Here is a 23,408-nt window from a genome sequence, read left to right as displayed (position 1 = left end):
CAGCCCCAGTCTTGCGCCATCGTTGACGTCAACGTTGACGCCAACGTTGACGTATGCTATTTTGGCCAGCGAACGACCAGGGGGGCAGATGGTCGCAGTCGCATTCGTCGGAGCGGGGAGCACAGTGTTCTCCCGCAATCTGATGAGTGATCTCCTCGCGTATGACGACCTGCGCGACGAACTAGACATCCGACTCCACGACATCGATCGCGAGCGACTGCGAACGTCGGAGATCGTCGGGCACCGGTTGGTGGCGGCGCGGGGCGCACGCGCCAAGCTCATGGCCACGACGGATCTGCATGCTGCGGTCGAGGACGCCGACTTCGTCATCACGATGTTCCAGATCGGCGGGTTCGAGCCGGCGACCGTCCACGACTTCGACCTGCCGGAGCGATACGGGCTGACCCAGACGATCGCAGACACCATCGGCATCGGCGGCATCATGCGCGGGCTGCGGACGGTGCCCGCGCTGGTGGAGGTCGCCGAGGCCATGCACGAGTTCGGCGCCGGCGCACGAATGCTGAATTACGCGAACCCGATGGCGATCAACATGTGGGGCCTGTCAGCTCTGGCAGACGTCGAGGCGTACGGGCTCTGCCACAGCGTCCCGATCACAGCGCAGCATTTGGCTGAAGACCTGGGCATCCCGGCCACCGAGATGGACTATCTCGCTGCCGGCATCAACCACATGTGCTTCTTCTTGAAGCTGGAGCATCACGGCGCGGACCTGTATCCGAGGCTTGAGCAGCTCCATCGCGATCCGCAGCATGCGCCAAGACGCGGCGAGTGGGGACTCCACGACGCGGTCCGGTACGAGATGCTGAGACGGCTCGGCTACTTCGTGACCGAGTCGAGCGAGCACTTCGCCGAGTACACGCCCTACTTCCTGAAGGAGGGGCGACCGGACCTCGTCGAGCGGTTCAAGATTCCCGTGCGGGAGTACATACGGCGCTGCGAGGAACAGATCGCCGAATGGGAAGAGCTCCGTCAGCGCCTCGAAGACCCCGAGCATCCGCTGGAGATACCCGCGAGCGACGAGTATGCGCCGCGGATCATCCACAGCCTCGCGACGGGCACGGAACGAGTCGTCTACGTCAATGTTCCGAACGACGGCCTGATTGACAATCTTCCGGCGGGCTGCACTGTGGAAGTGCCGGCCACCGTGGGGGGCCGAGGCGTGATGCCCCACGCAATCGGACCGCTGCCGCCGCAATTGGCGGCACTCATGCGAACCAACATCGGTCCGCAGCAGCTCACCGTGGAAGCGCTGCGGACCGGCTGCCGTGAGCACGTGTACCACGCCGCCATGCTGGATCCCCACACCGCGGCCGAACTCGATCTCGACCAGATCTGGTCGCTGGTCGATGACCTGATCGCGGCGCACGGCACCTACATCCCGGAATCGCTGCGCCAGCCGGGCCGAGCCGCAGGAGAGGTTGCGTGACGTCGACAGCGGCACCCGCGCAGGTGCCGCGCCGACGCTCGCTGTTCGGGTCGGCCAGCCTGCACGGCGGTTGGCGATCCGCGTTCTGGTTCCTGCTGCCCGCGCTGGTGGGATTCGTTGCGTTCTATCTCTACCCCGCGCTGCGAGGCCTGTACATCAGCTTCACCGATTGGAACCTGATCGCCAACAGGGGGAGTTGGGTCGGTACCGACAACTACGACCGGCTGTTCAACGATCGCCAGGTCTGGGAATCGCTGAAGATCACGTTCAAGTACACGGTGATCAACATCGCATCGCAGACCGTCCTGGCGATCGCCATCGCCGTGCTCATGGACCGGCTCACCAAGTCGGTGACCATCCGCGGCATCCTGCTGCTGCCCTGGCTGATCCCCAACGTGATCGTGGCGCTGCTGTGGGTCTGGATGCTCGACGGGAATCTGGGCATCGTCAACGACTTCCTGGGCCTGTTCGGCATGGACCCGGTGAGGTTCTTCACCGACACCGGCAAGGTCATCCCCAGCCTGGCCGGCATCAATACCTGGCGGCACATGGGCTACACGGCCCTGCTGATCTTCGCCGGACTGCAGACGATCCCCCGCAGTCTCTACGAGGCGGCAGCCGTTGACGGCGCCACCGAGCGCCAGATGTTCCGGGACATCACCATCCCGCTGCTGCGCCCGATCCTGGCGCTGGTGCTGGTGATCACGATCGTCGGCTCGTTGCAGGTGTTCGACACCGTCTTCGTCGCCACCGGCGGGTTCGGCGGCCAGCCGGGCGGACCGGCCAACGCCAGCCGGGTGATCTACCTGTACATCTACCAGAACGCGTTCGACTTCAACCAGCTCGGCTACGCGGCCACGATCTCGGTGCTGCTGGTCGCGATCCTGCTGACGGTCACCTTCCTGCAGCTCAAGCTCCTGCGGGCCGGCGAGAGCGACCTGGCATGAGCGCCACCGCGCTCGACGACGGGCTCGCGCCGCCGTCAGCCGCGGCCCCGCCGCCTTCGGCCCGGCTGCGCAAGCGGGGGATCGGGCGCGCCGCAGCGTGGGCCTTCATGATCGCGATCCTCGTCATCAGCGTCTTCCCGTTCTGGTGGGCGCTGCGCACCGGCTTGTCGACCAACGGCCAGCTCTTCGCCGGCGAGCAGAGCCTGCTTCCTGTCGGCTACACCGACAACAACTTCGAGCGGGTGCTGGGCACCGCCAGCGAGGAGGAGATCCTCGAGAGCCTGGGGCGCCAGAACACCGGTTCCTTCGACTTCCTGCAGTCGCTGAAGGTCAGCGTCATCGTGTCCACCGCGGTGACGATTGGGCAAGTGGCGTTCTCGGCGATGGCCGCGTATGCGTTCGCTCGACTCAGGTTCCGGGGCCGCGACAAGCTGTTCTTCCTGTTTCTCAGCGGGTTGATGATCCCGCCCATCTTCACGCTCATTCCCAACCTGGTCCTGGTCAAGAACTTGGGCTGGCTGAACAGCTACCCGGGGATCATCGCTCCGTTCTTCTTCATGACGCCGTTCGCGGTGTTCTTCTTGCGCCAGTTCTTCCTCGGCATCAGCCGCGAAGTGGAGGAAGCGGCGCTGCTCGACGGCGCAGGTCACTTCCGGACGTTCTTCGGGATCATCGTGCCGATGAGCGCTGCCCCGCTCGCGACGCTGTCGATTCTCACCTACATCACTGCATGGAACGAGTTCCTCTGGCCGCTGGTGGTGGCCCGAGATCCGGCGCGACAGCCGCTGACGGTCGCGCTGGGACAGTTCACGGCCCAGCAGCCGGGGACCTCCCCGGACTGGTCGGGCCTGATGGCGGGCACCTTGCTCGCAGCCCTGCCGATCATCGTGATCTTCCTGGCCTTCGGCCGGAAGGTCGTCGACTCGATCGGCTTCTCGGGGATCAAGTGATCCCCACCGACAACCGGGGGCCTGCTGTGGGTCGCCGCTCACTCCTGGGAGGGAGAACCTGATGAACAAAGCACTCTGGAGGCTGCTCGCAGTCCTCTTCGCTTTCTCGATCGTTGCCGCCGCGTGCGGCAGCGACGATGGCGACGATGCCGACGACGCCCCTGCGGCGACGCAGGCATCGTCGTCCGACGACGGCGACGACATGTCCGATGACATGGCGGAGGCGGTCAGCATTGAGTACTGGCTGTGGGACGGCAATCAACAGCCGTACTACGAGCAGTGCGCTGCTGATTTCGAGGCTGCCAATTCCGGTATCGACATCGAGATCACCCAATTCGGCTGGGGCGACTACTGGACCAACGTGACGGCGGGCTTTGCCTCCGGCTCGGGACCTGACGTCTTCACTGATCACCTCGCTCGCTATCCCGAGTTCGTGGCCAGCGATGTGCTGGTCCCGCTCAACGACTTTGTCGAGCGCGACAACGTCGACACGAGCATCTACTTCCCGGGTCTCGCAGAGCTGTGGGTAGACAACCACGGCAACCGCTACGGCCTGCCCAAGGACTTCGACACGATCGCTCTGGTGATGAACTCTGCTCACATCGCCGACGCTGGCGTGACGGCCGACGATTTCGCTGCCGCGGAGTGGAACCCCGATGACGGTGGCTCATTCGGCGAGCTCATCCGCAAGCTGAGCGTCGATGCCAACGGCAACAGCGGCGATTCGCCCGACTTCGATCCCTCCAACGTGGAGGTGTATGGCCTCGGCCTTGAAGGCAACTTCGGTGCCTTCGGTCAGACGACCTTCTCGGCGTTCGCCGGCTCCACCGGGTTCGAGTTCCTCGACGTGAATCCGTTCGGCGACTCCGCCAACTATGACGATCCGCGGCTCGCAGCCACCATCGATTGGTTTGCTCGCATGATCGAAGCCGGCTACGTCGTGCCGATCGAAGACGTGGAGTCGCTCGGCGGCACAACGGTGTTCCAGAACGGTTCGGCAGCAGTGATGGCAGACGGTTCGTGGAAGATCGGAACGTACACCGGTGCGGATACGCCGTTCGATGTCGAATTCGCTCCGCTGCCCGCCGGCCCGAGCGGCTCGCGTGCCTCGATGTTCAACGGTCTCGCTGACTCGATCAACAAGAACTCTGAGCATCCCGAAGAGGCGTGGCTGTGGGTCAAGCACCTGGCGTCGCCCGCGTGCCAGAACATCATCGGCGAGGGAGCAGTCGTGTTCCCGGCCATTCCGTCAGCCGCCGAGATCGCGATCGCTGCGCATGAGGGCAACGGTGTCGACGTGACAGCGTTCACCGTTCACGTCGACGACGGCACCACGTTCCTCTTCCCGATCACGGACAGCGCGAGCCAGGTTGAGGCCATCGTCGGGCCGGCCATGCAGGAGATCCTGCGCGGACAGGCCGACGCTGCTGAGCGCCTCGCCCAGGTGGCGGGCGAGGTCAACGCGGTCCTCGGCTCCTAGCCGGGATCGCCCTCCCGGGTGTACTGGACCGGAGGCACTGACGATGTCGAGGGAACGCCTCTCCGCACCTTCGACCCGCCGGCTGTCTCCGGTCCGGGCACTCGTGGCCGCTGTCCGCCACGGGCGGGCCCGTCGCATCGCAGGCATCCTGATCGCACTGGCCGCCTTGGCGCTCAGTGCCTGCGGTACATCCGCGACTCCCCCGGGAACCGTCGAGGTGAGCGTGGAGATCACGCCACATGCCGACCGCGGTGCCTGCGACGGGCGGTTTGCGGCGATTGATCTCGAGCATCACACCCGCGGCCCCGGCGCGAGCCGATCCATGTTCGACGGCATGGGTGCGGGGCTCGCGGTCGGGGATGTGGACCAGGACGGCGACGATGATGTCGTCTTGGCGAACCTCAGCGGGGACACGTCGCTGCTGTGGAACGACGGCGGCCTGCAATTCCGCCGGGAAGCGCTCATCGAGGGTCGTTTCCGCCAGGTCATCGTCGTTGACAGCGACGGCGACGGCAGCAACGACATCGTGCTCACCACCGGCGTCGGCCGCCCGCTGCTCATGCGCAACACCGGGAGCGGCTCGACGGCTGGCGAGCGTTTCGAACGAGACGAGATCGACGGGCTCGACGCCTACACCTACTCCATGGCCTGGGGAGACCTGGGCGGCGACGGCGACCTCGATGCCGTGACGGGTGCCTATAACGCCGAGCTCACCGCCGAGCGGCGTCTCAACCTCGGGAACAAGGGAGGCGTGGGCCTCTTCGAGCATGACGGCGGCACGTTCGCGCACACGCAGCTAGCGCCCGAGTCGCAAGCACTCGCCGCCCGCATCGGCGACATCGACGGCGACGGCCGCGACGACATCTACGTCGGCAACGATCTCGCCACACCCGACTACGTGTGGTTCGCCGGCTCCGATGGCTCCTGGATCGAGGCGGCACCGTTTGCCCAGACCGCGTTCAGCACGATGGGCATCGACTCCGGCGACATTGACAACGACGGTGACCTGGACCTGTTCGCGACCGACATGAAGCCCATGGATGACCGTCCCGAGACCGTCGATGCCTACGCGAACGTGCAGGCGGACATCGACGCGTCGCCCACCGACGACATCCAGCGACCCGAAAACGTGCTGCTGGTGTCAACCGGCGACGGTTTCGCCAGCGGAGCACCGTCGTTCGGCGTGGAGGCCACGGGATGGAGCTGGTCTGGGCTGTTCGGCGATCTCGACAATGACGGGTTCGTGGATTTGTACGTCGTCAACGGCATGGTCGCAGACAACCTGTTCGAGCATCTGCCCGATGCCAGCCTGGTCGAGACGAATCAGGTGTTCCGCAACGTCGAAGGCGAGCGCTTCGCGCCCACCGCCGGCTGGGATCTGGACGACACGACCGGCGGGCGGGGGATGGCCATGGCCGACCTCGACTTCGACGGCGACCTGGACATCGTCGTGAACAATCTCAATGCGCCATCACGGCTGTACGAGAACCGGCTGTGCGGGGGCGATGCCGTGACTGTCGCGCTGCGCTGGCCCGACACCGGCAACCCGCACGCCATCGGCGCGCGGGTACGGCTGCGCCAATCGCGGGGCGGCGCGCTGGTACGCACCATCGAGGCGGCACGCGGCTATCTCTCGGGCGCATCGGCGACGGTGCACTTCGGCGTGGGGGAGGCATCCGGGCCTGTCGAGGTCGAGGTGACGTGGCCTGACGGTCGCGTCGCGACGGTCGACGACCTCGACGTGAACCGGCACGTCACGATCACCCGGACGGGTGAGGCGGCGCGGCCATGAGTCCCGAGTACCTCGTCCAGCCAGGTACGCGAGGTGGGCGCCGCCGAGACGCGGCCGTGCACCTGACACCGCTGGCACCGGCGGCGATGGCGGTGGCGTTGATCGGTCGGCCTGCGGTGTGGGCGGCCCCGGCATTGGTGCTCGGACCGCTGTTGCTTGGTGGGCTGCTGGCTCGAGGACGGGACGTCGGTCGGAGCCATCGACGGCGAGCGGTCGACTTCAATGCTTCGGTTGCGCTGGTGGCCTTGGCCTTGTGGGGACTGCTGGAAGTGGGAGCTCGTTTTGAGCCGGCTGGCGTTCTGGTGCCTGTCGGCGCGCTGTTGCTCGCATTGCTGTGGCTGAACTGGCTGCTGATGATCGCGATCGCCGCGAGTCGGGCTAGGTACGGGGAGTTGTTCTCCCCGCCGTGGGTCATCCCTTTCGCACGCTGGTGCGAGCGAGGCGGCCCACAGGAAACGACAGAGGAGGATTCCGATGGCGACAGTTGAGCTCGAAGAGCTGACCAAGGTGTACCCCGGAGGCGTTACGGCAGTGAACGCCATGAGCTTGAGCATCTCCGACGGCGAATTCGTTGTATTCGTCGGTCCGTCGGGATGCGGCAAGTCGACGGCGTTGCGCATGGTTGCTGGACTCGAAGAGATCTCCAGCGGCACGCTGCGCATCGGGGACGCCGAAATGACCAAGGTGCATCCCCGAGACAGGGACATAGCCATGGTCTTCCAGAACTATGCGCTGTACCCGCATCTCACGGTGCGCAAGAACATCGCCTACCCCCTCAAGCTCGCCAAGGTCGGCAAGTCGGAGATGGACCGGCGTGTGGAGCGAACCGCCGAGGTGTTGCATCTCACCGAGTTTCTTGACCGCAAGCCGGCCGCTTTGTCCGGCGGGCAGCGCCAAAGAGTTGCCATGGGCCGAGCGATCGTGCGTGAGCCGGCGGTCTTCCTGATGGACGAGCCGCTGTCGAATTTGGATGCCAAGCTCCGCGTCTACATGCGCAGCGAGATCTCGCGCATCCAGCAAGATCTTGGTGTCACAACCATTTACGTCACGCACGATCAGGTCGAGGCGATGACCATGGGCGATCGGGTAGCCGTGCTGAACGGCGGGGTGCTGCAGCAGGTCGACAAGCCCTCGGTGCTCTATCGCAGGCCGGCGAACATGTTCGTCGCCGGATTCGTCGGTTCGCCGGCGATGAACCTCTTCGAGTCGACGATCACTGTCGGCGACGCCGGCATCGACGTGGAGATGGGTGACCAACACGTCGAGTTGCCCTTGTCGTTCCTCGATGAGTGTCCAGCGTTGCGCTCCCATCAAGGTGAACGGCTGGTCTGCGGCATCCGCCCGGACGACGTCTATGACGCTGCCCTCGCGCCGGACCTAGGCCAGCGGATCGCCGCGAATGTGCAGTTGCTCGAGGAGCTTGGCTCAGAAATCGTGGCCCACCTCGACATCGGTGTGCAGCGAGTGGAAATCGGTGGACCGGCAGCCGACACAGATGACTCCGAAGGTCTCGGCAGCGCGTTCTTGGGACGGTTCGCTCAACAGAGTGATGCGCATGTGGGGCAGCGGATGGAGGTTGCCGTCGACGTGTCGGCGCTGCACTTCTTCGACAAGGCCACCGGCGAGGTCATTCGCGCCTGAACCGTTTGCCGCGGAAACCGCCTTCGAGTTCGGCTGCGGTGTCGCGGCGTTGCGGCCGCTAGGCGCAGCTGGGCGCACCACTAGCGTGCGAAACGCATGCCGGTGCTGCTGGGCGCTGCGGCGTCGGTCTTGATCGGCGTATCCGACTACTTCGGTCGTTACTGCAGCCGACGCGCGCGGGCCATGACCGCGGTCGGCACCGCGTTCATGGGCGGGCTGGTCGTGACGGTGGTGCTGCTGTTGCTGGTGCCGGGCTCACCCGGCGGCGCGGCCCTCGCGCTCGGGGCTGCTTCGGGAGTTCTGATGGCGCTAGCGCTCTCGGCGATGTGGCACAGCATGGCCGTGTCCTCGGCCGCGATCGCCTCGCCGGTGGTCGCTGCCTCCACCGCGCTGGGGCCGCTGGCATACGGGCTCGCGGCCGGTGAGCGGCCCTCGCGGGTGGTGGCCGCGGGCATCGCCGTGACTATCGCAGGGCTGCTAGCGGCGGTCATCGTGCCGGACTTGCGCGGAGACATCGGGCGCGGCATCGCGTTCGCACTGCTGGCGGGGGTCTCGTTCGCTACAGCCACCGTGCTGTTGGGCGAGACCAGTCTCGACAGCGGCATGTGGCCGGCGGTCACGCAGCGGATGGCGGCGCTGGCATGCATGCTGGCGGTGACCAGGATCCGGCGGATACCGCAGATACTGCCTCCCTCGCTCCGCCTCGCCGGATTCGCGGGCGGCGTTGCAGGCGGGGCAGGCATGGGTGCATTCATTGCTGGACTGCAACGAGGTCCGCTCAGCGAAGTCGCCGTCGCAGCGTCGCTGTATCCGGTGGTGACGATCGCCCTGGCGGTGCTCTTCGATGACGACACGCTGCGCTGGTGGCAGGGCATCGGCATCGCTGCGGCACTGGCTGGCACGTCGATGATCGCTGTGGGCTGAGCGCAACGGTTGGTTGAGTCCTGAACTTGCCCGCATTTCAGAATTGAACAGCTTTCATGGCTTTCGCCGGTTTCGTGAGAGATACTGTGCAATCGGGGAGCAGGCAGACGGCCAGGAGGACTCGGGAAGCGGCGATGGCGTACTTCGATCTGGGCTCGTACCGGTGGCCGGTCACGACATCCGACGCTGAGGCCCAGCTCTGGTTCGACCGCGGCATGGCGTGGTGCTATGGCTTCCATCACGAAGAGGCGATCGCCTGCTTCGAACGAGCGCTGCTGCACGACGTCAACTTCGCCATGGCGCACTGGGGCATCGCGTACGCCATCGGGCCGAACTACAACAAGCCGTGGGAAGAGTTCGACGAGGACGATCTGCGCACCTCGCTGGACCGGGCCCGGACCGAGGTTGCGGCAGCCGCGTCTGCCTCAGCAGGCACCGGCGATCTCGAACGAGCGCTGATTGGGGCGCTGGCGTACCGCTACCCGTCGCACCCCGAGGTGCCCGACGAAGGCGACTTCGGGCGGTGGAACGACGCCTACGCGGACGCGATGCGCGAGGTCTACCAGTCCTACCGCGACGACCTGGATGTCTGCTCCCTGTTCGCCGAGGCGATCATGAACCGCACCCCTTGGGAACTGTGGGACTTGGTCACTGGCCATCCTGCGGAGGGCGCGGGCACGCTCGAAGCAGTCGATGTGCTGGAGACTGCCTTCGAGACGCTTGATGCCGAGGGCGCCAACAGCCACCTCGGCTTGCTGCACATGTACATCCATCTCATGGAGATGTCGCCGCATCCGGAGCGGGCCCTGGCCGCCGGCGACCGGCTCGTCGATCTGGCGCCCGACGCAGGGCACCTAGTCCATATGCCGACCCATATCGACGTGCTGTGCGGCCACTACCACAACGTCGTCACCCGCAACTCGGCCGCGATCGTGGCTGATCGGAAGTACCTGGACCTCAAGGGTCCGATGAACTTCTATTCCGCCTACCGCTGCCACGACTATCACTTCAAGGTGTACGGGGCGATGCTGGCCGGTCAGTACGCCCCAGCGCTCGAGGCGGCCGAAGAGATGAACCGCACGCTGCCGGAGGAACTGCTGCGAACTGGCTCGCCGCCCATGGCCGACTGGCTGGAGGGGTTCGTGGCGATCAAGCAGCACGTGTTCGTGCGCTTCGGCAAGTGGCACGAGATCCTCGACCAGCACCTCCCCTTCGACCAACAGTTCTATTGCGTCACCACCGCGATGATGTGCTACGCACGCACGGTTGCCTACGCCTCGCTGAGCCGGGTTGATGATGCTCTGGCTGAACGCGAGGCATTCCTGGCCGCCAAGGCCCAGGTGCTGCCCAGCCGCACGCTGTTCAACAACACCGGCCTCGACATCCTGGCCGTGGCCGAGGCCATGCTGAACGGCGAGGTGGAGTACCGGTGCGGCAACTTCGACGTCGCCTTCGATCATCTGCGCCACGCGGTGGAGCTCGACGACAACCTGCCCTACGACGAGCCCTGGGGCTGGATGCAGCCGACACGCCATGCGCTGGCCGCGTTGCTGTCGGAACAAGGCCAGTTTGACGAGGCCGAGGCGCTGTACCGGTCCGACTTGGGCTTGGACGACCAGCTGCGCCGGCCCTGCCAGCACCCCGACAACGTCTGGAGCCTGCACGGCCTGCACGAGTGCCTCGTGCGCCGGGGGGAAACGGTGGAGGAACCCCTGATCCGTCAGCGCCTCGATCTCGCCATCGCACGGGCAGATGTGCCCATCACTGCGTCCTGCTTCTGCCGGTTGGAATCCACTGCGTCCGGATGAACGCCAAGCCGTAGCCTTGACCGCTGTGTTCACAGCGCCCGGCACCACTGCTGATGTCTCGGCGGCGCTGACCGAGCACGGCTACCTGCCCGACGAGGGGCTGTCGACGGTGGTGTACCTCTCGGTCACGATGGGTCGGCCGTTGTTCCTCGAGGGCGATGCGGGCGTGGGCAAGACCGAGCTGGCCAAGGTGCTGGCGGCCTGGATCGGCGGGGAGTTCATCCGCCTGCAGTGCTACGAGGGCATCGACGCCGCTCAGGCGCTCTACGAATGGGACTACACCCGCCAGCTCCTCCACCTGCGCACCGCAGAGGCTGCGGGACGCGCTGCAGCCGACGCCGAGGCCATCGAGGACGAGCTGTATTCGGAACGCTTCCTGATCCGTCGGCCGCTGCTGCGGGCCATCGACCACGACGACGCCACGCCCGCAGTGCTGCTGATCGACGAAGTGGATCGGGCCGACGACGAGTTCGAGGCGTTCCTGCTCGAGGTGCTGTCCGACTTCACGGTCACCGTGCCCGAGCTGGGCACGATCACCGCGGCCCGGCCGCCGCTCGTGGTGGTCACCTCCAATCGGACCCGCGACGTGCACGACGCGCTCAAGCGCCGCTGCCTGTACCACTGGGTCTCGCACCCGTCGGTCGACCGTGAGGTCGAGATCGTCAAGCTCAAGCTGCCCGATGTCGACGGCGCGCTCGCACGGCAAGTGGCCTCTGCCGTGTCGGTGATGCGCGAGATGCGGCTGTATAAGCCCCCCGGCGTGGCCGAGACCATCGACTGGGCCACGGCGCTGGGGCGTCTCGGCGCGGCCGAGCTCGACGCCCCGATGCTTGAAGCCACGCTGGGAACGGTGCTGAAGTATCGCGAGGACCAGCAACGTGTTACGTCGGTCGGGATGGAGATGATCATGGCCGCCGTTGCCGAGGCCTAGGGCCGGGCCAGCCGTGGGCGCCAGCGGCCTGGATCTCGATGCTCCGATGCCGGCGCCCGACGGGCACGTCAATGAACCTGAGCGCTTGGCTTCGGCCTTCTCGTCGATCCTGCGTGGCGCGGGGCTGGTTGTCACCATCCGCCGTGTCATGGCATTCACCGATGCGCTGCGGCTGCTGGGGGTTGGGGGCCGTGAGGACGTGTACTGGGCAGGCCGTGCGACGCTGGTGGGCAGTCCGGCCGACATCAGTGTCTACGACCGTGCCTTCGCGGTTTTCTGGGAGGGCCGTGCGCCCAGCGGGATCGTCGTGGAGCTGCCGCCGATCTCGGTGACCCTGGCCACCGATACTGACGACGACAGCGATTCGGCGCCTCCGGGTGACGGCGATGAGCCCGATGCTGGCCCCACGCTGCGCGTCCGCTACAGCGATGTCGAGACGTTGCGCCACAAGGATTTCGCCGATTGCAGCGATGGCGAGCTGACTGAGCTGCATTCGCTGATGGGCGAGCTGCGGTTCCAGGCAGTTACCCGCCGCTCGCGGCGCGCTGTGCGGGCCAAGCGCATCTCCCGGCGACCCGATCTGCGTCGCACCATTCGCCGTGCGTTGCGCACGGGCGGTGAGGCCATCCGCCGCGAGTTCCTGATCGGCGACCGCAAGCCGCGCCGCCTGGTCCTGCTGCTCGACGTCTCGGGATCCATGGAGCCCTACGCGCGGGCGCTGGTGCGGTTCGCTCACGCTGCGGTGATCGGCCGCACCCGGGTGGAGGCGTTCACGATCGGCACCCGGCTCACCCGGGTCACCCGCGAGCTGTCCTCCCGCGATCCTGACGCCGGCTTGGCCGCCGCTGCCGACTCGGTGCAGGACTGGTCGGGCGGCACCCGGCTGGGCGCGACGCTGCACGAGTTCAACGATCGCTGGGGAGTTCGGGGCCATGCGCGCGGGGCCATCGTGGTGATCTGCTCGGACGGCTGGGACCGCGGTGCACCTGACGAGCTGGCCGAGCAGATGGCCCGCCTGCACCTGGTGACCCACCGGCTGGTCTGGGTCAACCCGCTGAAGCACACCCCTGGCTACGCGCCGCTGGCTCGTGGTATGGCTGCGGCGTTGCCGCACGTCGACGAGTTCATCGAAGGCCATTCCTTCGATTCGCTCGAACATCTAGCTGCTGCCATCGCGGCCTGAGACCGGCCGAACCGCACGATCACCCGACGCACGACCCTCCGATGCCGCAACAATGTCAATTGGGAGACTGGGGACATGGACGAGATCTTGGATGACATCGACCGGTGGCGGGCTGCAGGCCAGCGAGTGGCTGTGGCGCGGGTGGTGGATATCGAAGGCTCGGGGCCACGCGACCCAGGTGCTGCGATGGCCGTGAACCAAGAGGGCGAAGTCGCCGGCTCGGTCTCGGGCGGCTGCGTCGAGGGCGCTGTGGTCGGCGAGGCACTCGAACTGCTGGGCGGACGGCGGGGTCCAGGGATCACCACCTTCGGCTACAGCGACGACGAGGCATTCGCCGTCGGGCTGACCTGCGGCGGCACGATCCACCTGTTCGTGGAGGAACTCGACTGGTGAGCGAGGCCGCGGGCATCTACGAGGCATTCCGGGACGCCATCCGCGCCGAGGAGCCCGTCGCGCTCGCCACGATCATCGACGGCCCAGACGCCGGCGCTGTGTCTGATGTGCGCCCGCGAGCGGGCGCCAAACTGCTCGTGCAGCCTGGCGAGGCAGCCCTCGGCACCCTCGGCGACCCCGATCTCGACCGGGTGGTGGAGCGCGACGCCTTGGGAATGCTGGATGCGGGCATCAGCGAGGTGCGCCACTACGGCCAGCACGGCGAAGCTCGCCAGATGGACCTCAGCGTCTTCGTCGAGTGCCACGCCCGGCGCCCGCACATGGTCATCTTCGGCGCCGTCGACTTCACCCGGGCGCTCGCCTCCCAAGCCAAGCTGCTCGGCTACCGCGTCACGGTGTGCGACGCAAGAGAGGTCTTCGCGACGAAGCGCCGCTTCCCGATGGCCGACGAGGTCGTCGTCGACTGGCCCAATCGCCTGCTCGACCGCATTGGCGACGAGCTGGGCCCCCGCGATGCGGTGTGCGTGCTCACCCACGACCACAAATTCGACGTGCCCGCCATCGTCGGCGCCCTGCCCACTCGGGTCGGCTACCTCGGGGCGATGGGTTCCCGCACAACCCACGAGAAGCGAACCGAGCGCCTCCGCGAGGCCGGCGTCACCGACGACGATCTCGAACGGGTCATGGCCCCGATCGGCCTCGACATCGGCGGCCGCACGCCCGAGGAAACGGCCGTGTCGATCGTGGCCGAGATCATCGCCTCGCACACCGGCCGCCAAGCCCCCCGTCTCAAAGATGGCGAGGGTCGCATCCACTAGCCGCGCCGGTCCCCGCCTGGCCCGGGCTCGGAATCAGGCGGCAATGGCCCGGTAGCGTCGGCGCGATGGACTTCACCCAAAACGAGGACCACGAGGCGATCCGCGAGGGCGTGCGGCGCGTCTGCGCAGACTTCCCCGACGAGTACTGGCGCGAGCGCGACGAGAAGCACGAGTTCCCCTGGGACTTCTACAACGCGATGGCCGATGGCGGCTGGGTCGGCATCGCCATTCCGGAGGAGTACGGCGGCGGCGGCCAAGGCATCACCGAGGCATCGATCGTGCTGGAGGAGGTGGCTGCCAGTGGGGCCGCCATGAACGGCTGCTCAGCACTGCACCTGTCTATCTTCGGCATGGAACCGGTGCGCAAATATGGCTCGGAAGCACTGGCCAAGGAGATCCTGCCCGGCGTTGCCGACGGCTCCCTCCACGCCGCGTTCGGCGTCACCGAGCCCGACGCCGGCACCGACACCACGTCGATCCGCACCCGGGCCGAGCGTGACGGCGACGAGTACGTGATCACTGGCGCCAAGGTGTGGACTACCAAGGCGCCGTACTGCGACGTGTGCCTGCTGCTAGTGCGCACCACGCCCAAGGAGCTGTGTGACGGCCCCACTCAGGGCATGACCCTGCTGCTGGTCGACTTGCAGGACCCCGCCGTCGACATCACCCCGATCCCCAAGGTGGGCCGCAACGCCGTGGTCTCGTGCGAGGTGCGCTACGACGGGCTGCGGGTGCCGGTAGACCGCCGGGTCGGCGAGGAGGGTGAGGGATTCCGCTACATCCTCGACGGCCTGAATCCCGAGCGGATCCTGATCTCGGCTGAGGCGCTGGGGATCGGCCGGGTCGCCTTGCGTCGCGCCGCCGAGTATGCGAAGAGCCGGGTGATCTTCGGCCGCCCTATCGGCCAGAACCAGGGCATCGCCTTCCCGCTGGCCGACAGCCATGCCCGCCTGCACGCGGCCGAATTGGTGGTGCGCGACGCATCGTGGCGCTACGACAACGGTCTGTCCTGCGGCGAGCAAGCCAATCTGGCCAAGTACCTGGCGTCGGAGGCGGCGTTTGAGTGCGCCGACCGGGCCATGCAGACCCATGGCGGCTTCGGCTACGCCAAGGAATACGACGTGGAGCGTTACTGGCGCGAGGCGCGGCTGATGAAGATTGCGCCGGTCAGCCAGGAGATGGTCATGAACTTCGTGTCGTCGAAGGTGCTCGGCCTGCCTCGCTCGTACTAGCCGAGCTCAGCCTCGTAGGTCATCTGCCAGTGTCCACGGCGGGAGTGCTGCTGGCAGCGGGGGCGGGGACCCGGTACGCAGGCCCGCAGCACAAGCTGCTGGCAGACCTCGACGGCCAGAGCGTGATGAGTCGTGCCTTGGGGTCGCTGCTCGGGGCGTCGCTGGAGGCCGTCGTGGTGGTCACGGGAGCGGTGGATGTCTTCGGAGTGCTTGCAGCGACCGGCGGCGACATATCCGTGATCGACAACGATCGCTGGGAATCGGGGATTGCGTCATCGGTTCGCTGCGCTGCGTCGTGGGCGGCCCGGCGGGGCCACGGCGCCATCGTGGTGGGACTGGCTGATCAGCCCTTCGTGACGTCGGCGGCGTGGCGGTCCGTGGCCGCCAGCGTGGCCCCGATCGCCGTCGGCACCTACGACGGCCGGCGGGGCAACCCGGTCCGGCTGGCACGCGAGGTCTGGCCGTTGTTGCCGTACGGCGGAGACGAAGGCGCCCGGACGGTGATGCGGCGATTTCCGGAAATCGTGGTGCCGGTAGCCTGCGAAGGGTCACCCGACGACATCGACACCGTGGAGGATCTGCGCCGATGGAGCTGAAGAGTGAATTCCGTGTCGGCATACCTGTCGAGCAGGCGTGGAGCACGCTGACCGATGTCGAGTTCATCGCGCCGTGCATGCCAGGCGCGCAGCTCACCGAGGTTGACGGCGATGAATTCAAGGGCGGTGTGAAGATCAAGGTGGGTCCGATCACGGCGCAATACAAGGGCGCCGCGAAGTTCGTCGAGCTCGACGAGGCCAATCGCCGGATCGTGCTGGAAGCCTCAGGACGGGACTCTCGCGGCGCGGGCAACGCAGCCGCAGAGGTGACCGCCGAGATGACGCCCGACGGCGATGGCACGGTCGTGTCGATCGCCACCGACCTGAAAGTCACCGGCAAGGTGGCGCAATTCGGCCGCGGCGTGATGGCCGACGTCACCGAGAAGCTCATAGGTCAGTTTGTGGATTCGCTCGAACAGAAGCTGTCCGAGATCGGCGACCAAAGTGATGCCGACGCCGCAGCGGACGATGCTCCGGCGGATGACGCTGAGGCGTCAGACGAGACCGGCGAGGCGTCAGATTCGTCTGGTCCGCGCCAGATCGAGATGGCCGAGCCGGAACCGGTCGACCTGCTCGAGACAGCGGGCCGGCCCATGCTCAAGCGCATCTTGGCGCCGCTCGCGGTGGTGGTGTTCTTCCTGTTCAATCGCCGCCGCAGGCGCAAGCGTCGCCAAGGCTGAGGGCTTGCCTACCGGCTCAGCCTCGTAGGGCGTTGCTCGTTCGTTGCGCCCCGGGCGCACCCCTGACGCCCGCTCAAATCGACGTGGTGGCTGCCTCGCTCGGCCGCCCGCCCCAGTGCGCCTTCGATGTGGCCGTGGCCCACGCCGACGGGCGGCCGGTGGTGATTGCCAATGCTCCACTGCTCGATGACGGGCGCCCGATGCCCACCCGCTATTGGTTGGTCGATGTCGACCTGCGGCGGCGGGTGTCCCAGCTCGAGGGCGACGGCGGGGTCCGGGCGGCTGAAGCGGCTGTCGATCCCGAGGCGCTGGCCGCGGCGCATGATCGCTACGCCTCCGAACGAGATGCGCTGGTGCCCCCCGATCACCGCGGACCGCGCCCGACGGACGGCGTCGGGGGGACGGCGCGAGGCGTGAAGTGCCTGCACGCGCATCTGGCGTACCGGCTGGCGGGCGGCGATGACCCCGTCGGCGAATGGGTAATGGCACGGCTCGGCGACATCGGCGTGTCATCGGCCATCGAAGGCGCTGCGACCGAATCTGCGCCCGCTGCATCGGCATCCGTGGCGGCCTCTGATGCGTAGTGAACCAGGGGCGGATCCGGTTGCGGTCGTGGACTGCGGCACGAACACCACGCGCCTGCTCATCGACGACGGCACGGGGCTCGGACAGCGGCTGCTGCGCATCACCGGGCTCGGTAGGGGCGTCGACGCCGGAGGTCGACTGCGAGACGATGCCATCGGCCGTGTCGTCGACGTGCTGGGGGAATACCGCCAGATCATCGAAGACCGCCAGGCGACCGCGGTGCGGGCCGTCGCGACCAGTGCTGCGCGAGATGCCGCAAACGGAGCGGAATTCCTGCAGAGGGCGAGCGATGCGCTCGGCACCGACGTCGAGCTGCTGGATGGCGACACCGAGGCCGCGTATGGATTTGCAGGCGCCACCACCGGCTTGGCCGAAGTTGCCGGCCGCGGCACACCGTCCGATCCCGGCGCGCCCACAACCCCGGCTCCGGCGGCCGGGCCCGCGGCGCTGGTGCTCGACATCGGCGGGGGATCGACGGAGTTCGCCTACGGCACGCCATCGGCTGGCGGCCGACCGGATGCGGCAGTCTCCGTCGACATGGGTTCGGTGCGGTGGACGGAGAGGTTCCTGGCATCGGATCCTCCCCGGCCCGAGGAATTGAGCTCAGCTATCTCGGTCGCGCGCCTGCACCTCGACGACATCGACCGTGATCATCCCGTCATCGGGCGGGGTGCCGCGGCGGCACGGCTCGTGGGTGTCGCCGGGACGGTCACGACTGTGGCCGCGGTCGAGATCGGCCTCGATCCCTACGAGCCCGAGGTCATTGACGGGTTCGTGCTTACCAGGGCCGCAGCCGAGGATGTCTTCCGCACGTTGGCTACCGAGCGGCTGGCCGACCGCATCCACAATCCGGGCTTGCACGTCGATCGGGCGCCAGTGATCGTGGGCGGCTGCTGCATCCTGGTTGCGGTCATGCGCCATTGGAACATCGACGAGTGCATCGTGCGCGAGCGCGATCTCCTCGACGGCATAGCGGCCGAGCTGCGTGAGGCGCAGGCAAGCCCAGCGGCCGAGCTGCGTGAGGCGCAGGCAAGCCCAGCGGCCGAGCTACGCGAAGGCACCGATGCCGCTCGGTGAGCGCCGACGACGCGCCAGTACTGTGCGCAGCGTGAGTCGACTGCGCACCGAGCGGCTCGAGCTTCGCCCGCTCGTGTCGTCAGACTTCGCCCAGTGGAACGAAGTCCGGGAACGGTGCCGCGACTGGCTGGCAAAGTGGGAGCCTCGCCCGCCCGCGAGCGCGCCCGATCCGTCGCGCGATCCGCAGGCGTTCGCCAATCGCTGCCGCGTCCGTGAACGCGAGCGCTCATTGGGCACGGCGTTCGACTTCGGCCTGTGGCACGAAGGCTGGTTCTGCGGCGAGATCAATGTCTCACATGTGGCACGTGGGGCATTCCAGAGCGCCCATGTGGGCTACTGGATCGACGAGCGGCTGGCCGGCAAGGGACTGGTCGCCGAAGGGCTGCTGGCGGTGTTCGGGTTCGCCTTCGATCAGGTTGGCTTGCACCGGGTGCAGGTGTCGATCATGCCGCGCAACGCTGCCAGCCTGCGGGTAGTGGAGAAGCTGGGATTGCGCTCGGAGGGAATCGCACAGGGATACATCCAGATCGCCGGCGTCTGGGAAGACCACCAGCGCTTCGGCCTGACGCTCGAGGAATGGCAGGCTCGCCGCGACGAGATGGCGGCGCGACTGCGAGCTGCGCGGCTGGGTCGCGCTTCGATGCCAACGGACGGGTAGGCGGATGCCGCGATAGAGCCTGCCGGCAGCGGACCGAGCAGCCCGGCTCAGTCGTCGGGGTCTGACAGCCAGGCCTGACCCGGTTCGCAATCGGCCGAGATCGGGCACCAACGGCAGGGCGGTCCGGGCACTCGCCGCGGTTCACGTCTGTCCGTTCGCAAGGTGATGAGTCGGCCGATGCCGTCGACGGTGCGACGCAGTGCACTGTCGAGCACCTCGGCAGTCACTGCCTCGTGCTCGATGCGGCCCTCGGCGACGTAGAACGAGCCGATGCCCAGCGGCGGAACACCCACCGAAAGCGTCTCGACGAGGGCGTAGAACCGCAGGTCCTCCGGGTCGGTCGGTGTGCGTGATCCGGTCTTGAGGTCGATGATGACCTTGCCGGCGCGCTGGAGACGGTCGGGTCCGCCCAGCGGCGCGGGCGATCCGAGCGTGAGGTCGTACTTGCCGCTGAGCACGAAGGCACCGCCGCACAGCCGTGCGCGGGCACGGACCTCGGAGGCGGGTCGCCAGGCGCGCTGCATCGGCGGGAAGGTCTCGCCGAAGCGGGCGAGCAGCGCAACGCAGTTGGCCGTCAGATCGGCGCGCTCGCCGTCCGATGCCTCGGCTAGGAAGCTGCCGAGGTTGTCGTCATCGGCGACGAGGCGTTCGACCGCGGCATCCACCGCGCCTTCAGGTTCGAAGCGCCGATGGGTGGAGAGTTCGACGGCCTTGTGCAGCACCGTTCCGCGCGCAGTCGGCACTGTCCATTCGAACGGGGTGTCTGCATCGGCGAGATGTCGGGCTTCGCAACCGAATACACCGGCGAGGTCTCGTTTGGACACCCACAGGCCGCGGCCGTCGATGCCGCGAGCCGCATCGACGAGCTCGGTCAGCGCTGCTTCCGCGTCGTTGCGCAGCTCGTTGGCAAAGCCGGCCGGGTACGTGGGACGGTGCTCTGCGGGCGTGCGGATTGCGTCCAGCGTGGCCTGCTGGGCCGGCAGCAATCCCGGAGCGGTCTCAGCCATGTGTGCTCATTGTTGCCGTCCCCGCACCCGCTGCGGCACCCGCCCTTTGGTGTCACACCCCCCAGTGATGATGGGCACATGCCAGCAACACCCCGCACCCACCCTCCCGCAGCGCTCCGGCTGGTCGATGCCTCGCCGGCTCGCGGACGATCGCACCGAGCCGGCAGCTCATCGGCGGCGGCCGCCGGCGTGTTCAGCGATTCGAGTGCCGACCCGTCGGGCCGCTTCGTGCTGACGGCGCGAGCCCTGGCTGCGGCCTCACGCGAATTGGGCCTCGACGTGCCCAGCTTCCAGAGCCCGCCACGATCGGATCAGCTCGATCGCTCCATCCAGCGCAGCGTTCACGGCGATTGCGTGGTCGCGGTGCGTGTGCGCGGTCGCCCCTTCGCAGCTGTTGTGGCCGACGCCATCGAAGGCATCGTGGTGTGCAACCGGTTGGCTGCCTCTGCAGCGGCCGCGGTGAGAGACGAGCTGTGGCGCGAGATCGAGGGCAGCCACAATGCCACCGCTCCTGCCTCCGGCCCAGCGGGGCCCTGCACTGCGGCATCCGCGAGCGGGCATCGCGAGCCCGGTACCTACGAAGAGCCCATCGGCCTGGATGAAGCCGCCTAGAAATCCAGTGCATCGTGTCGGGGCGGGCGTGCGAGCATGATGAGCACCGAGGAGGCAATGAACGCGCAGAGTGGCCCGGGTGGCGGAACTGGCAGACGCAGAGGGCTTAAACCCCTCGGCTCCCACGGGAGTGTGCGGGTTCGAATCCCGCCCCGGGCACCCGCCAACGCGTCGCTGTGACGATCAGCGGCCGGCCGCGGCGCGCAGCGATGCCACGGTCTCGGTGCCTGGCCCCAGCCGGCGGGCCGCAGCGTCGTGGCACAGATCGTTCAGCGTCCGGTTGAGCGGCGTGGCGATGCCGTGCCGCTCGCCGAGTTCGCAGATCCGGCCGTTGAAATGCTCCACTTCGACCGTGGGACGCCGGAAGTGCAGGTCTTGCCAGGTGGACGGGTAGCTGTGCATCACCGGATCTGAATCACTCCGCGGCTCGCGCTGGCCCGGCACCCGCATCCGATCGATCCATGCACGCAAATCCCGGCCGTCGTCCATGACCGGCGAGATCCCGGCCGCGTCCAGCACGTCGGCCGCTTCTTCCTGCAGATCGGCCATGAAGAAGCGGGTTTCCTCGTCGCAGAACCACTCCTGCACAGGCAGGTCGATCAGCGCCGAGAACGCGTTCGTGAGGTTGAGCACCAGCTTTCCCCACTTGGCCTCGGCCACGTGGTTGTCGACCGAAGCGCGCATATCGGCGGCAACTAGGTCGTTGACGACCCGCTCGCACAGCTCGTCGGAGCCGGTGGGCCAGCATCCGATCTGAGCCCGGCGCGCGCCTGTGTGGGTGACCACGCCCGGCTTGTCGATGCGGGCACCGATGCGCACCATGACTCCATAGGCCCGGAAGCCCTGCTCGGTCAGCCACTCCTCGTTGGTGACGCTGTTCTGGAAGCAGAACAACGGCACATCGTCGTAGAGCTCGCGGTGCTGTTCGATCGCCTCGAACGTGTGCTGGGTTTTCATGGCCAACAGCACCACGGTGCGCTCGTCGAGATCGAGCTCGTGCGAGGTGCGCACGGCCGGCAGCCGGAAATGGCCCTCGGTGTAACCCGAGATGCTGAGGCCGTCTCGCTGGAGGGCTTCGAGATGCTCCCCGCGGGCGATGAGGGCCACGCGGCGGCCCGCTTGGGTCAGCCGAGCGCCCAGCACGCAGCCGATGGCCCCGGCACCGTGCACCATGTAGTTCAGCTCAGCGTCGCCGTCGGGGGACTCCGCCGGATCGCGATCTGGTGCATGGTCCGCTGCCACGGCGGTACATCGTGCCAGATGGACCTGCGCGCGGCCGGCGTTGCCGCCTGCGAGCGCGCAGGCGGTGCTTGCTGCTCGCAGCGCAGCGCTACCGTGCTGCCATGCGCGAGTGGAACACCGACGTGCCCAACATGATGGAGGCGGAGTTCTGGGTCCAACCGGCCGATGTCATCGACGCGGTGATCGCCCGGCACCATGCCGAGGCCCCGCTGGACTGGTTCGAAGAACCCGGCTACGACGGTTTGATTCCGGTGGGACCCGGTTACTGGTGCGTCACCCGGCATGCCGATGTCGCGGCCGTCTCCCGCAACACCGAAGTGTTCAGCTCGGCGGCGGGCATCACCATGCTGGACGCACCGCCGGAGTTCCTTGAGTTCTTCAGCTCCATGATCGCCATGGACGACCCGCGCCACGCACGGCTGCGCCGTCTCGTGGCCAAGGGCTTTACGCCGAAGATGCTGGCCGACCTCGACGGCAGCGTCCAGGCCTCGGCGTCCGACATCGTGGACTCAGTCTGCGAGAAGGGCAGTTGCGACTTCGTGACGGAGGTTGCCGCCGCGCTGCCGCTCAAGATCGTCTGCGATCTCATGGGCATTCCCCGGTCGGAATACGACGGCGTGTTCGAAGCCACGAACATCATCTTGGGCATCGGAGATCCCGAGTACCAGCCTGAAGGCGTCGACTTCGTGACGGCGCTGCTGGGCGCAGGCGCCCAACTCGCCGAGCTGATGAAGGAGGTCGCCGAGGCGAAGCGTGGCGGCGACGGCAAGGACCTGACCAGCGTGCTGGTCAACGCAGAGCTGCCCGATGATCGGCTGAGCGATTCCGACTTGGCCAGCTTTTTCGTGCTGCTGGTGGTGGCCGGCAACGAGACCACCCGCAACGCCATCTCGTGGGGGCTCAAGTACCTCACCGATCATCCCGACCAGCGCGCCATCTGGGCCGCCGACTTCGAGGGTGTCGCGCCCACTGCGATCGAGGAGATCGTGCGGCTGTCCAGCCCGGTCGGCTACATGCGCCGGACGCTCACCCGCGATTTTGTCTTCCAAGACCGAGAGATGAAAGAGGGCGAGAAGGTCGCGATGTTCTATGTGGCTGCGAATCGCGACCCGGCGGTGTTCGACGACCCGTTCAAGTTCGACGTGCTGCGCGAACCGAACCCGCAGTACGGCTTCGGCGGCCCTGGCCCGCACTACTGCCTGGGCGCGCACCTCGCCCGCCGGGAGATGAGCGTGATGTACCGCGAGCTGTTCAACCGGCTGCCCGACATTGTTGCGGTCAACGAGCCCGACACGCTGCAGGCAGCGTTCATCCACGGCGTCAAGCACCTCGACGTGGAGTTCACGCCGACCGCACCGCTGGCCGCCTGAACGTTCCCTGGCTGCTGCGGGGACCTCTTCGCTCTGGC

Annotated in this window: 23 protein-coding genes and 1 tRNA gene; 22 read left to right on the top strand and 2 right to left on the bottom strand. The window is 67.2% G+C overall.

Annotation, left to right across the window (positions count from 1 at the left end; translation table 11 throughout):
• Nucleotides 1-88: 88 nt before the first annotated feature.
• From ACOQPE_RS01140 to ACOQPE_RS01050, 19 genes are all read left to right on the top strand, one after another.
• Complete coding sequence (locus ACOQPE_RS01140; protein ID WP_420610106.1) at nucleotides 89-1,444, top strand: alpha-glucosidase/alpha-galactosidase; 1,356 nt, start codon at nucleotides 89-91, stop codon at nucleotides 1,442-1,444.
• Nucleotides 1,441-2,391, top strand: a complete 951-nt coding sequence (locus tag ACOQPE_RS01135) for a carbohydrate ABC transporter permease (protein WP_420610105.1) — start codon at nucleotides 1,441-1,443, stop codon at nucleotides 2,389-2,391. Before ACOQPE_RS01140 ends, ACOQPE_RS01135 begins: the two co-directional genes overlap by 4 nt.
• Nucleotides 2,388-3,341 carry a carbohydrate ABC transporter permease gene (locus ACOQPE_RS01130; RefSeq protein WP_420610104.1) on the top strand — a complete coding sequence of 318 codons (954 nt, stop codon included), beginning with the start codon at nucleotides 2,388-2,390 and terminating at the stop codon, nucleotides 3,339-3,341. Before ACOQPE_RS01135 ends, ACOQPE_RS01130 begins: the two co-directional genes overlap by 4 nt.
• Nucleotides 3,342-3,402: 61 nt before the next feature.
• On the top strand, nucleotides 3,403-4,821 hold the full coding sequence (locus tag ACOQPE_RS01125; RefSeq protein WP_420610103.1) for an ABC transporter substrate-binding protein: 1,419 nt from the start codon (nucleotides 3,403-3,405) through the stop codon (nucleotides 4,819-4,821).
• Nucleotides 4,822-4,864: 43 nt separating this feature from the next.
• Nucleotides 4,865-6,613 (top strand): CRTAC1 family protein, encoded by a 1,749-nt coding sequence (locus tag ACOQPE_RS01120; RefSeq protein WP_420610102.1) that lies wholly within the window; start codon nucleotides 4,865-4,867, stop codon nucleotides 6,611-6,613.
• Nucleotides 6,610-7,101 (top strand): DUF4870 domain-containing protein, encoded by a 492-nt coding sequence (locus ACOQPE_RS01115; RefSeq protein ID WP_420610101.1) that lies wholly within the window; start codon nucleotides 6,610-6,612, stop codon nucleotides 7,099-7,101. The genes ACOQPE_RS01120 and ACOQPE_RS01115 overlap by 4 nt, the downstream gene beginning before the upstream one ends.
• A complete protein-coding gene (locus ACOQPE_RS01110; RefSeq protein WP_420610100.1) occupies nucleotides 7,088-8,254 on the top strand; it encodes an ABC transporter ATP-binding protein in 1,167 nt (388 codons plus the stop codon). The genes ACOQPE_RS01115 and ACOQPE_RS01110 overlap by 14 nt, the downstream gene beginning before the upstream one ends.
• A gap of 96 nt (nucleotides 8,255-8,350) precedes the next feature.
• Complete coding sequence (locus ACOQPE_RS01105) at nucleotides 8,351-9,178, top strand: EamA family transporter (RefSeq protein WP_420610099.1); 828 nt, start codon at nucleotides 8,351-8,353, stop codon at nucleotides 9,176-9,178.
• A gap of 134 nt (nucleotides 9,179-9,312) precedes the next feature.
• A complete protein-coding gene (locus tag ACOQPE_RS01100) occupies nucleotides 9,313-10,986 on the top strand; it encodes a hypothetical protein (protein WP_420610098.1) in 1,674 nt (557 codons plus the stop codon).
• A gap of 25 nt (nucleotides 10,987-11,011) precedes the next feature.
• On the top strand, nucleotides 11,012-11,917 hold the full coding sequence (locus tag ACOQPE_RS01095) for an AAA family ATPase (RefSeq protein WP_420610097.1): 906 nt from the start codon (nucleotides 11,012-11,014) through the stop codon (nucleotides 11,915-11,917).
• A 13-nt stretch (nucleotides 11,918-11,930) separates the two neighbouring features.
• Nucleotides 11,931-13,100 carry a vWA domain-containing protein gene (locus ACOQPE_RS01090; protein ID WP_420610096.1) on the top strand — a complete coding sequence of 390 codons (1,170 nt, stop codon included), beginning with the start codon at nucleotides 11,931-11,933 and terminating at the stop codon, nucleotides 13,098-13,100.
• A gap of 75 nt (nucleotides 13,101-13,175) precedes the next feature.
• Nucleotides 13,176-13,493 (top strand): XdhC family protein, encoded by a 318-nt coding sequence (locus ACOQPE_RS01085; protein WP_323671132.1) that lies wholly within the window; start codon nucleotides 13,176-13,178, stop codon nucleotides 13,491-13,493.
• The gene (locus ACOQPE_RS01080) at nucleotides 13,490-14,311 is read left to right on the top strand and encodes an XdhC family protein (protein WP_420610095.1); all 822 of its coding nucleotides are present in this window, start codon (nucleotides 13,490-13,492) and stop codon (nucleotides 14,309-14,311) included. Before ACOQPE_RS01085 ends, ACOQPE_RS01080 begins: the two co-directional genes overlap by 4 nt.
• 65 nt (nucleotides 14,312-14,376) lie before the next feature.
• Nucleotides 14,377-15,543, top strand: coding sequence for an acyl-CoA dehydrogenase family protein (locus ACOQPE_RS01075; protein ID WP_420610094.1), 1,167 nt, complete (start codon nucleotides 14,377-14,379; stop codon nucleotides 15,541-15,543).
• A gap of 29 nt (nucleotides 15,544-15,572) precedes the next feature.
• Complete coding sequence (locus tag ACOQPE_RS01070; protein ID WP_420610093.1) at nucleotides 15,573-16,139, top strand: nucleotidyltransferase family protein; 567 nt, start codon at nucleotides 15,573-15,575, stop codon at nucleotides 16,137-16,139.
• Nucleotides 16,130-16,819, top strand: coding sequence for an SRPBCC family protein (locus tag ACOQPE_RS01065; protein ID WP_419916352.1), 690 nt, complete (start codon nucleotides 16,130-16,132; stop codon nucleotides 16,817-16,819). The genes ACOQPE_RS01070 and ACOQPE_RS01065 overlap by 10 nt, the downstream gene beginning before the upstream one ends.
• A gap of 86 nt (nucleotides 16,820-16,905) precedes the next feature.
• The gene (locus ACOQPE_RS01060) at nucleotides 16,906-17,403 is read left to right on the top strand and encodes a DUF501 domain-containing protein (RefSeq protein ID WP_420610092.1); all 498 of its coding nucleotides are present in this window, start codon (nucleotides 16,906-16,908) and stop codon (nucleotides 17,401-17,403) included.
• On the top strand, nucleotides 17,396-18,481 hold the full coding sequence (locus ACOQPE_RS01055) for an exopolyphosphatase (RefSeq protein WP_420610091.1): 1,086 nt from the start codon (nucleotides 17,396-17,398) through the stop codon (nucleotides 18,479-18,481). The genes ACOQPE_RS01060 and ACOQPE_RS01055 overlap by 8 nt, the downstream gene beginning before the upstream one ends.
• 31 nt (nucleotides 18,482-18,512) lie before the next feature.
• Nucleotides 18,513-19,139 carry a GNAT family N-acetyltransferase gene (locus ACOQPE_RS01050; protein WP_420610090.1) on the top strand — a complete coding sequence of 209 codons (627 nt, stop codon included), beginning with the start codon at nucleotides 18,513-18,515 and terminating at the stop codon, nucleotides 19,137-19,139.
• Between the two features lie 47 nt (nucleotides 19,140-19,186).
• Here the strand turns inward: ACOQPE_RS01050 and ACOQPE_RS01045 are convergent, their stop codons facing one another.
• Nucleotides 19,187-20,146, bottom strand: coding sequence for a PD-(D/E)XK nuclease family protein (locus tag ACOQPE_RS01045; RefSeq protein WP_420610089.1), 960 nt, complete (start codon nucleotides 20,144-20,146; stop codon nucleotides 19,187-19,189).
• Nucleotides 20,147-20,224: 78 nt separating this feature from the next.
• Here ACOQPE_RS01045 and ACOQPE_RS01040 point away from each other — a divergent pair, with 78 nt between their 5' ends.
• Both ACOQPE_RS01040 and ACOQPE_RS01035 read left to right on the top strand, forming a co-directional pair.
• A complete protein-coding gene (locus tag ACOQPE_RS01040) occupies nucleotides 20,225-20,758 on the top strand; it encodes a hypothetical protein (protein ID WP_420610088.1) in 534 nt (177 codons plus the stop codon).
• Nucleotides 20,759-20,831: 73 nt separating this feature from the next.
• Nucleotides 20,832-20,917 (top strand) — tRNA-Leu (locus ACOQPE_RS01035).
• A gap of 24 nt (nucleotides 20,918-20,941) precedes the next feature.
• Here ACOQPE_RS01035 and ACOQPE_RS01030 read toward each other — a convergent pair.
• On the bottom strand, nucleotides 20,942-22,000 hold the full coding sequence (locus ACOQPE_RS01030; RefSeq protein WP_420610087.1) for a ketopantoate reductase family protein: 1,059 nt from the start codon (nucleotides 21,998-22,000) through the stop codon (nucleotides 20,942-20,944).
• 101 nt (nucleotides 22,001-22,101) lie between these two features.
• Between ACOQPE_RS01030 and ACOQPE_RS01025 the strand changes: the two genes are divergently transcribed.
• A complete protein-coding gene (locus ACOQPE_RS01025) occupies nucleotides 22,102-23,370 on the top strand; it encodes a cytochrome P450 (protein ID WP_420610086.1) in 1,269 nt (422 codons plus the stop codon).
• Nucleotides 23,371-23,408 lie beyond the last annotated feature (38 nt).

This window comes from Candidatus Poriferisodalis sp. (assembly GCF_965219595.1).
In the GTDB taxonomy this organism is placed as follows: Bacteria; Actinomycetota; Acidimicrobiia; order Acidimicrobiales; family Poriferisodalaceae; genus Poriferisodalis.
Note: the sequence above shows the minus strand (reverse complement) of the source record. Positions and strands in the feature narration are given on the sequence as shown.

What these genes read in the sequence shown, in the direction of transcription:
- ACOQPE_RS01110 (WP_420610100.1), top strand. Translation starts at nt 7,088, where the DNA reads ATGGCGACAGTTGAGCTCGAAGAGCTGACCAAGGTGTACCCCGGAGGC.
- ACOQPE_RS01045 (WP_420610089.1), bottom strand. Translation starts at nt 20,146, where the DNA reads ATGGCTGAGACCGCTCCGGGATTGCTGCCGGCCCAGCAGGCCACGCTG.
- ACOQPE_RS01120 (WP_420610102.1), top strand. Translation starts at nt 4,865, where the DNA reads ATGTCGAGGGAACGCCTCTCCGCACCTTCGACCCGCCGGCTGTCTCCG.
- ACOQPE_RS01025 (WP_420610086.1), top strand. Translation starts at nt 22,102, where the DNA reads ATGCGCGAGTGGAACACCGACGTGCCCAACATGATGGAGGCGGAGTTC.
- ACOQPE_RS01130 (WP_420610104.1), top strand. Translation starts at nt 2,388, where the DNA reads ATGAGCGCCACCGCGCTCGACGACGGGCTCGCGCCGCCGTCAGCCGCG.
- ACOQPE_RS01040 (WP_420610088.1), top strand. Translation starts at nt 20,225, where the DNA reads ATGCCAGCAACACCCCGCACCCACCCTCCCGCAGCGCTCCGGCTGGTC.
- ACOQPE_RS01085 (WP_323671132.1), top strand. Translation starts at nt 13,176, where the DNA reads ATGGACGAGATCTTGGATGACATCGACCGGTGGCGGGCTGCAGGCCAG.
- ACOQPE_RS01065 (WP_419916352.1), top strand. Translation starts at nt 16,130, where the DNA reads ATGGAGCTGAAGAGTGAATTCCGTGTCGGCATACCTGTCGAGCAGGCG.
- ACOQPE_RS01140 (WP_420610106.1), top strand. Translation starts at nt 89, where the DNA reads ATGGTCGCAGTCGCATTCGTCGGAGCGGGGAGCACAGTGTTCTCCCGC.
- ACOQPE_RS01125 (WP_420610103.1), top strand. Translation starts at nt 3,403, where the DNA reads ATGAACAAAGCACTCTGGAGGCTGCTCGCAGTCCTCTTCGCTTTCTCG.
- ACOQPE_RS01100 (WP_420610098.1), top strand. Translation starts at nt 9,313, where the DNA reads ATGGCGTACTTCGATCTGGGCTCGTACCGGTGGCCGGTCACGACATCC.
- ACOQPE_RS01075 (WP_420610094.1), top strand. Translation starts at nt 14,377, where the DNA reads ATGGACTTCACCCAAAACGAGGACCACGAGGCGATCCGCGAGGGCGTG.
- ACOQPE_RS01115 (WP_420610101.1), top strand. Translation starts at nt 6,610, where the DNA reads ATGAGTCCCGAGTACCTCGTCCAGCCAGGTACGCGAGGTGGGCGCCGC.
- ACOQPE_RS01055 (WP_420610091.1), top strand. Translation starts at nt 17,396, where the DNA reads ATGCGTAGTGAACCAGGGGCGGATCCGGTTGCGGTCGTGGACTGCGGC.
- ACOQPE_RS01105 (WP_420610099.1), top strand. Translation starts at nt 8,351, where the DNA reads ATGCCGGTGCTGCTGGGCGCTGCGGCGTCGGTCTTGATCGGCGTATCC.